The 7,076-nt window shown below is 39.9% G+C and carries 8 protein-coding genes; all 8 read right to left on the minus strand.

Annotated features, from left to right (window positions below; genetic code table 11):
• Positions 1-599, minus strand: a 599-nt coding sequence (locus tag GX437_09995) for a glycosyltransferase (GenBank protein ID NLJ07988.1), incomplete at its 3' end; no start/stop codon positions are given.
• Between the two features lie 3 nt (positions 600-602).
• Entirely contained in the window at positions 603-1,523 is a 921-nt protein-coding gene (locus tag GX437_10000) for a glycosyltransferase family 2 protein (GenBank protein NLJ07989.1), read from the minus strand.
• A gap of 2 nt (positions 1,524-1,525) precedes the next feature.
• Positions 1,526-2,218, minus strand: coding sequence for a hypothetical protein (locus tag GX437_10005; GenBank protein NLJ07990.1), 693 nt, complete (start codon positions 2,216-2,218; stop codon positions 1,526-1,528).
• A 1-nt stretch (position 2,219) separates the two neighbouring features.
• Complete coding sequence (locus GX437_10010) at positions 2,220-3,785, minus strand: S8 family serine peptidase (GenBank protein NLJ07991.1); 1,566 nt, start codon at positions 3,783-3,785, stop codon at positions 2,220-2,222.
• A 210-nt stretch (positions 3,786-3,995) separates the two neighbouring features.
• A complete protein-coding gene (locus tag GX437_10015) occupies positions 3,996-4,949 on the minus strand; it encodes a hypothetical protein (GenBank protein ID NLJ07992.1) in 954 nt (317 codons plus the stop codon).
• 1 nt (position 4,950) lies between these two features.
• Positions 4,951-5,454 carry a hypothetical protein gene (locus tag GX437_10020; protein ID NLJ07993.1) on the minus strand — a complete coding sequence of 168 codons (504 nt, stop codon included), beginning with the start codon at positions 5,452-5,454 and terminating at the stop codon, positions 4,951-4,953.
• A 36-nt stretch (positions 5,455-5,490) separates the two neighbouring features.
• On the minus strand, positions 5,491-6,003 hold the full coding sequence (rpsP, locus tag GX437_10025; GenBank protein ID NLJ07994.1) for a 30S ribosomal protein S16: 513 nt from the start codon (positions 6,001-6,003) through the stop codon (positions 5,491-5,493).
• Positions 6,004-6,068: 65 nt separating this feature from the next.
• A partial coding sequence (gene ffh, locus GX437_10030) for a signal recognition particle protein (GenBank protein ID NLJ07995.1) occupies positions 6,069-7,076 on the minus strand: 1,008 nt, incomplete at its 5' end.

A 7,076-nucleotide genomic window follows, 5' to 3' on the forward strand; every position in this document is an offset into this window, starting at 1 on the left:
AGAATAAAAGGCGTTTTTATCACCTTTTTGCTCTTTTTCAGGCAGCTGATCACCCAGTCAATATCAGCACTTAATCTGTATTTTAAATCAAAAAAAGGTGCTATTTCCCGCCTGACAATAAAACTCTGGTGGCAAACCACCATCCCGTAACGCATCTTTTTCCAGTTCAGTTGCTCCGGTGCATTGTTATGTGTCAGCTTACTTAAAAGCCCGATTTCCTTTCCGTCTCTGTCTATCACAAGGGTATCACTGTACAGGATGTCGGCCTGAGAGAGATACGGTGAGATCTTATCAATCACTTCATTATCAGCAATTTCATCTCCGGCATTGATAAACCAGACAAACCTGCCTTTCGCCATTTTCAAGCCCTTGTTCATGGCATCATACAGCCCTTCATCAGGTTCACTGACCAAAACATCTATTTGTTTCCTGTATTTTTCAAGAATATCAAGGGTTGTATCCGTTGAACCTCCGTCAATAATCAGGTATTCAAAATGATGCCTGCTTTGATGAAGGATGCTTTTTATCGTCCGCTCAATATGTTCCTCTGCATTGAAAACGACCGTAATGATGGATATTTCAGGTAATTCCCCCTTCATTTTCTACGTTTTAATACGGTTGGTAGCCAGTCGCCAGAGATATTCCGGCAAATGCTTCATTTTAACTTTATAGTTAAATCTGACAAAGGCCCGGTATGCATTCTGAGAAATTTTCAATTCAATTTTCTCTAATTTGACCGAATCAGCAAGGTCTGTATCGAAAGCATCCGACCGGTAGGAGTTAACCCCAGACCTGTCGATTCCGGTATTGGCGACCAATGATTTGCCGGGGTGCAGACAAAGGCCATCCATGAGATAAATACTGGCATACCAGCGGATAAACCATGAATTGACATAGCCTTTCATATTCTTTTTCAGCATCCTGACATAATTGACGCTCCGGTTAATATCAAAACGGTATTTTCCTTTTTCGAGCACTTTTGGTAATAGTTCAGCAGCAGAGGGATTAAAATGTTCCCATGCCCTTTTCCAGGTAGCCCAACCCCAGCAGGTCGGTACAGGATAAAAGAATGTTTCCCCGAAATCTCCTTTCAGCCGTGGAATAAATCCTGCAATATGCATTACTTTTTCTTCATTCTCATACAGCAACAACGCTTCATTCATGTATTCCAGAAAACCAGCAGACAATATCAGGTCATCTTCCAGCACTATCACCTTGCCATAACGGCTGATCACATATTCAACACCTGAAATAATTGATTTTGAAAGCCCTTTGTTTTTTTCACTTTCAATAATTTCGACCGACCGGCACCATATTTCGCTGCGAATAATTTTCCTGACTTTTTCAATATTGAGGATTTGCTCAATGCTGAGACCGTGTTTGGGTCCGTCCGCAAAAATAAACAAACGGCTGTCTTTTGCCAGCTGGGCATTTTTCAGACTGTTCAATGTTTTAAGGGTATGTTCGGGTCTGTTGTAAACAAACAGACATATAGGGGCATAATTGTCAGTATTCAGTTTCATCACTAAAAACTGTATTCAATTCCAGCTGAATATTTTATCAGGTCGGGATACGCAACTGATGGTTTAAAAAACGATGAAAATCTTTTCATTAAGATAAAAGATACTTTATCAAATCCAAGGCGAATATACCAATAATTTATCAGTGGTTTATAAAAATCGTAACCGTTATAGGTGGTATGAACCTTAATTCCGTTTGTTTTATCAAGTGTATGATGGTAAAAAGCATATATCCAGCCGCTTTTCATACCTACATCGGCAAAAGTACCCAGATATTCCCCGCGTCTTTTATTGAAATTAACCCGAAAATACAGGCTTCCTCTTATTTCATTCACTTCAATCCTTTCATTCAAATGCAATATGGTATCGGGAAAAATTTTCCCTTGTTCCTGAGAAAGATGAAAACTGCTGAAAGGAAATTCAAGCTCGCTGCCCAATGCAAAATTCCTGCTCAGTTTAAGTTTGTACCTCAGGTTTAAAGAAAAATAAGTGGACACAAAAGGATTCACCACCGCTCCCGGATTACTTTTCCCAAAATACGATCCGTAAGTAAATAAAAACTGAACATAGTGTTTCTGATTCGGACCAAAACCTTTATCCCTGCTGAAGTCTTCAACTTCTTCTGAAAAAAGCCTGACCTGGCCGAAAGAAAGAAAGCCAGTCATACTCAATGTGATGATTATCAATATTTTTTTCATCTTAAAACTTGAATTCCCGTGTATAACCTCTGAAATGAATCCGTAAAATATTCCCCTTGTCAAAATCTGATTTATTAAAAGTCAGAACTTCTTTTTCAATCACTTTAACTACGTGATATTCAGTTAAAATACCAGTATTATCTGCTATATGGTAATACAAAAGGTTCATATTTCCCAACCAGTCGGTATAATTGAAATTTCCAGGTCTGACAATAACTTTGAATGAGTTCTCCATATCAATGGTATCAAAGGTTTTGACTGGTTCCGGCATGCCATAAACAAAATAAGAAGCCTGAGGAACACCATATCCATGAGCATAGTCGAAATAAGGGAAAAGATGACCGGATTCTTCAATTTTATGAAATAACTCCATATTGGTCAGATTCCTGTCCGACTGCCAGGCACAGGCAGCAAATCCTGCCACCAGCGGAGACGAAAAAGAAGTCCCTTCACTGACTGTCAAATCAACATTTCCGGCAGTTTGCACTCTACCATAGGCACAAACATTGGGTTTCAATCTTTTATCGGCTGTAGGACCTAATGAACTGAAACCGATATGGTAATCTTCATCAGGATCGATTCCTCCGACTGCCAGCACAGAGTCGCCATCTGCCGGGGTAATAATATATTTCCATCTGCTGTCGGCTTCATTTCCGGCAGAATTCACCACCAGGATACCTTTTCGGGCTGCCATATTCGCTGCTTTGACCACCAGGCTGCTTTTCCCATCCATATTTTTGGTGAAATAACGCTGGTAAGTATAGCCCAACGAACTGTTGATAATATCTGCACCATTCTGGTCGGCCCATTCAGCAGCCTCCAGCCACCATTCTTCCTCTGAAAAAGGTTCTCCGCTCACTTCTGTTCTGGCAAGTAAAAACTCTGCCCCCGTTGCAAGTCCTATTTTCAGACCATTATATTTTCCCCCCACACAGGCAAAAGTCTGACGCCCGTGTGAATTGCCTGTGTAAACGTTCTCCTTTTTCTTTGTAAAATCCCATGTTTTAATGATTCTTCCTTCTTCCCTTATTTCTTCAAAGGCTTCATGCTGGTCAACCCCCGGAAATCCGGCATCGAAAATGGCAATACGGATTCCTTTTCCATCCAGCCCGTTTTCCTCAAAATATTGACTTCCCATTCTCCTGACCTGACGCTCCAGTAAGAAAAAATCATACGGTTCGTATGAGGATTTATTCTCCGTTACCAGCATTGGAACAGGTTCTGATAGTTCGACACCTGAAACAAAAGGTAAAGCTGTAATTTTATCGAGCTGCCTGTCGGAAGAAATATAAACTTTGATAAAGTTAAACCAACGGCTGACACATCCTGTGCTGTCGGCAATCGCCTGAATTTCTGCAAGATATGGCTGAAAAACCAGCTTATCTGTCTCTTCCCAAGGAATAGATTGTAGTTCCCTCCTTTCAATAGCTTTTGAATCAAAAAACTGTTCCGGCCTGAAATCAGCATCTCCCTTGTCTTTCAGATAAACTCTGTAAGCTTTTTGAGACAATCCGTTAAAAAAAACCAGATGAATTAAAATTATTAATAGGAATCCATGCTTCATCATCAAATTCTTAATTCTGCAAATATCCATGATTTCTGGGAATAATACGGAGGAATAAAGCATATTCAGGAGGAAATGCAGTTATGCAGTATTCAGCCTTTATCCGCAAAAATGCCAGACCACTATTCGGATGAGGGAATGCCGAAAGCTATTCCAAATTGCTGATTCCCAATCAACTGATGAAATATAAAATGCGTTGGCAAGCATTTCTGTTCATTTAAACTCAACTTCCGTAGCCCCATAGCCATACGTAAATACATCTGCATCCCTGAAGGCTTTTACGTAATCCTGCTTTTTCAGATAGTCGGTTATCCTGCTTTTTAAACTGCTTACACCTATTCCGTGTATGAATATTATCCGCCTGTATTTAAAAGCATGTGCTTTTTCAAGGGCATTGATAAAATAATTGTACTGATATTCAAATATTTGTGCCCTCGTCATCTTCTGATAATCCTCACAAATTTTTTCTATGTGTAAATCAACAACATCGGGAGGTTTTTCAACCTGAATCCTTTCTTTTGTCCTTTTTTCAGGTAATTCCAGCTTGCTGTCCGAAAACTTAACTTCATTTTTAATGATATAAACCACAGAAGCCTCCTTCCCAATCTCCCTGACATATTCTTTCTTTCTCGAAAGCCCTTCTTCAGTAGGTTTTAGGGTAAAAATAACCGGCTTTATTAATTCAGTTACATGGAATTTATATCTGAGCAGGCAAAGTGTAAAATCAGGTAATTTATTGGCGGAAACTTTTTTAAATGTTACCAGCAAAACAAAACCTCCTGCATTCAACTCTCCTTTGGCTGTCAACTTCAGACCTGCGTCTGAAGATTGATACAAGGTAAAAAACAAACCATCTCCCGTATTATTGATCAAAAACAAGCTGTATTGCCGGTTGGTTTCGTCAGGAAGGAAAGCCAGTTTTACAGCCTCTGCCTGATTTACATCTGAGGTATCCTGTTTTTTTTCAATCACCTCATACTTCTCCTCAAGGCTTTGCGGTTTAGTTGCCGTACCAGTAATTTTGATGACCTGTGTTTTTATAACAGGGATAGTCAGTCCATTTTCAAGGGTAACCATCAGCAGGTTTTTATCCACAATAGCCGCAACGACTCCTCTTGTATTGTCGTCAACAAATTCGACTTTATCGCCAGGGTAAAATTCTTCCATATCAGTCAAGTCCTTCAGGAAGGTTCATGATTAAAGTTTTTTCTTCCTCTATAATATTGATAATTAAATCACTATGAAAAGGGATAAGCCGTTCGTCATCGAGTACAAGCAGATAATGAGCGGGTGTTTTTTCAACTGCTACAACCCTGCCGGTTTCTTCATGATGCTGATTGACAACAAGGTAACCGGTCAATTGTAATTCCTGCCAGCCTTCCTTCAGATAACGCTGAAGATTTTTTTTCTTTAACAGAACCTTCATTCCGCCAAAGGCAGCCGCCTGCTCTTTTGAAGTTATTTCTTCGGTTCTGATGAGAATATAACTTTCGCTGTATTCCCTGACTTCCAGAATATGAAAAGGCACAGGTTTATTGTGAACAGCAATAAATATAAAGCCTTTTAAAGGAGAAGATAACCGAAAAACAGGAAGAAAATTAATTCTGAAAATGCCTGAAAATCCATGGGTTTTTGATACAAAACCAACATGTATCAGTTCATCTTCAAACATCCCATTAAAGGTAAACCATGAAATCAGATAAAAATTTTATTCCTGTTTAGGCTCTGCCTGAGGTGCTTCGGACTGTCCGGATTCAAGAGCTTTTCTTCTTTTCTCCTGAATCTTTTTCATCCTGCTCTCATTGATTTTAGCTTCAGCTTCATTTCGTTTCTGAAGTTCTTTCTGTCCTTCAGCTTCAAGCTTTCTAAGTGCTTCAGCATATTTTTCCTGTTTCTGCTTCAGAAACTCAGCATATTTTGCATCAGCTTCTTCCTGTGTGAGGATATTCATGCTCACACCCCTGAGCAAATGCTTTTTGTAAAGGACGCCATGTTTTGATAAAATATTGCGGACTGTTTTTGTGGTCTTTGCCCCCTGATTTAACCAATAAATTGCTCTATCGGTATCAATGCTGACCTCGGCAAGTTTTGGTAAAGGATTATAGAATCCTATTTTTTCGATAAACCTGCCATCCCTGGGAGAGCGGGAATCCGCAACAACAACATAATAATATGGTGCTTTTTTTCTCCCCTTTCTTTGTAAGCGGATTTTAACTGCCATTTAATCTAAAATTTTAATGATTTTATTTTCCTGCAAATTTCGGTGCAATTAATTTGTTTACCAAATTAATTAAAAGGGAATCTTGGAGCCATTTTTCCCTTTAGTGATGAGGTATTCATTTTTTTCATAATTTTCCGCATCTCTTCCAGTTGCTTTACCAACTGATTAACTTCCTGAATGCTTGTTCCGCTTCCTTCAGCAATGCGTTTTCTTCTGACTCCATTTAAAATAGCCGGATTTGCCCTTTCTTTCGGGGTCATCGACAGGATGATGGCTTCCAGATGAACCAGCGATTTTTCATCAATATCCTGATTTTTTATTGCCTTCCCCATGCCCGGAATCATGCTCAGCATGTCTTTGATATTTCCCATCTTTTTGACCTGACGCAGCTGCTGCAATAAATCATTGAAATCGAATACATTCTGCCTCAGTTTTTTCTGCATTTTCCTTGCTTCCTGCTCGTCAAACACCTGCTGCGCTTTTTCGACAAACGACACTATGTCACCCATTCCCAATATCCTGCTGGCCATTCGGTCGGGATAAAATATATCGATGGCATCCAGTTTTTCACCAATACTGACAAACTTGATGGGTTTGTTCACCACTTTCAGAATGGAAATAGCGGCACCTCCTCTGGTGTCTCCATCCAGTTTTGTGAGTACCACTCCATCAAAATCAAGCACATCATTAAAAGCTTTGGCCGTATTGACGGCATCCTGACCCGTCATGGAATCCACGACAAACAGCGTTTCTGAAGGATTGACTGCTTTCTTTAACTGCTCAATTTCTTTCATCATCTGCTCGTCAATGGAGAGTCGCCCTGCCGTATCAATGATAACAAGGTTTTTGCCATTGTTGCGGGCATAAGCCAGGCTGTTCTGAGCTATTTTTACCGGATCTTTATTGTCATCTTCGCTGTAAACACTGACATTTATCTGTTGTCCGAGCACTTTAATCTGTTCGATAGCAGCCGGACGGTAAATATCGCAGGCTACCAGCAACGGATTTCTTCCTTTTTGCTGATAAAAACCAGCCAGTTTAGCGGCCAGTGTTGTTTTACCGCTTCCCTGCAG

Source organism: Sphingobacteriales bacterium (assembly GCA_012517435.1).
Classification (GTDB): domain Bacteria; phylum Bacteroidota; class Bacteroidia; order CAILMK01; family JAAYUY01; genus JAAYUY01.

What these genes read in the sequence shown, in the direction of transcription:
- GX437_10005 (NLJ07990.1), bottom strand. Translation starts at nt 2,218, where the DNA reads ATGAAAAAAATATTGATAATCATCACATTGAGTATGACTGGCTTTCTT.
- GX437_10020 (NLJ07993.1), bottom strand. Translation starts at nt 5,454, where the DNA reads ATGTTTGAAGATGAACTGATACATGTTGGTTTTGTATCAAAAACCCAT.
- GX437_10015 (NLJ07992.1), bottom strand. Translation starts at nt 4,949, where the DNA reads ATGGAAGAATTTTACCCTGGCGATAAAGTCGAATTTGTTGACGACAAT.
- rpsP (NLJ07994.1), bottom strand. Translation starts at nt 6,003, where the DNA reads ATGGCAGTTAAAATCCGCTTACAAAGAAAGGGGAGAAAAAAAGCACCA.
- GX437_10010 (NLJ07991.1), bottom strand. Translation starts at nt 3,785, where the DNA reads ATGATGAAGCATGGATTCCTATTAATAATTTTAATTCATCTGGTTTTT.
- GX437_10000 (NLJ07989.1), bottom strand. Translation starts at nt 1,523, where the DNA reads ATGAAACTGAATACTGACAATTATGCCCCTATATGTCTGTTTGTTTAC.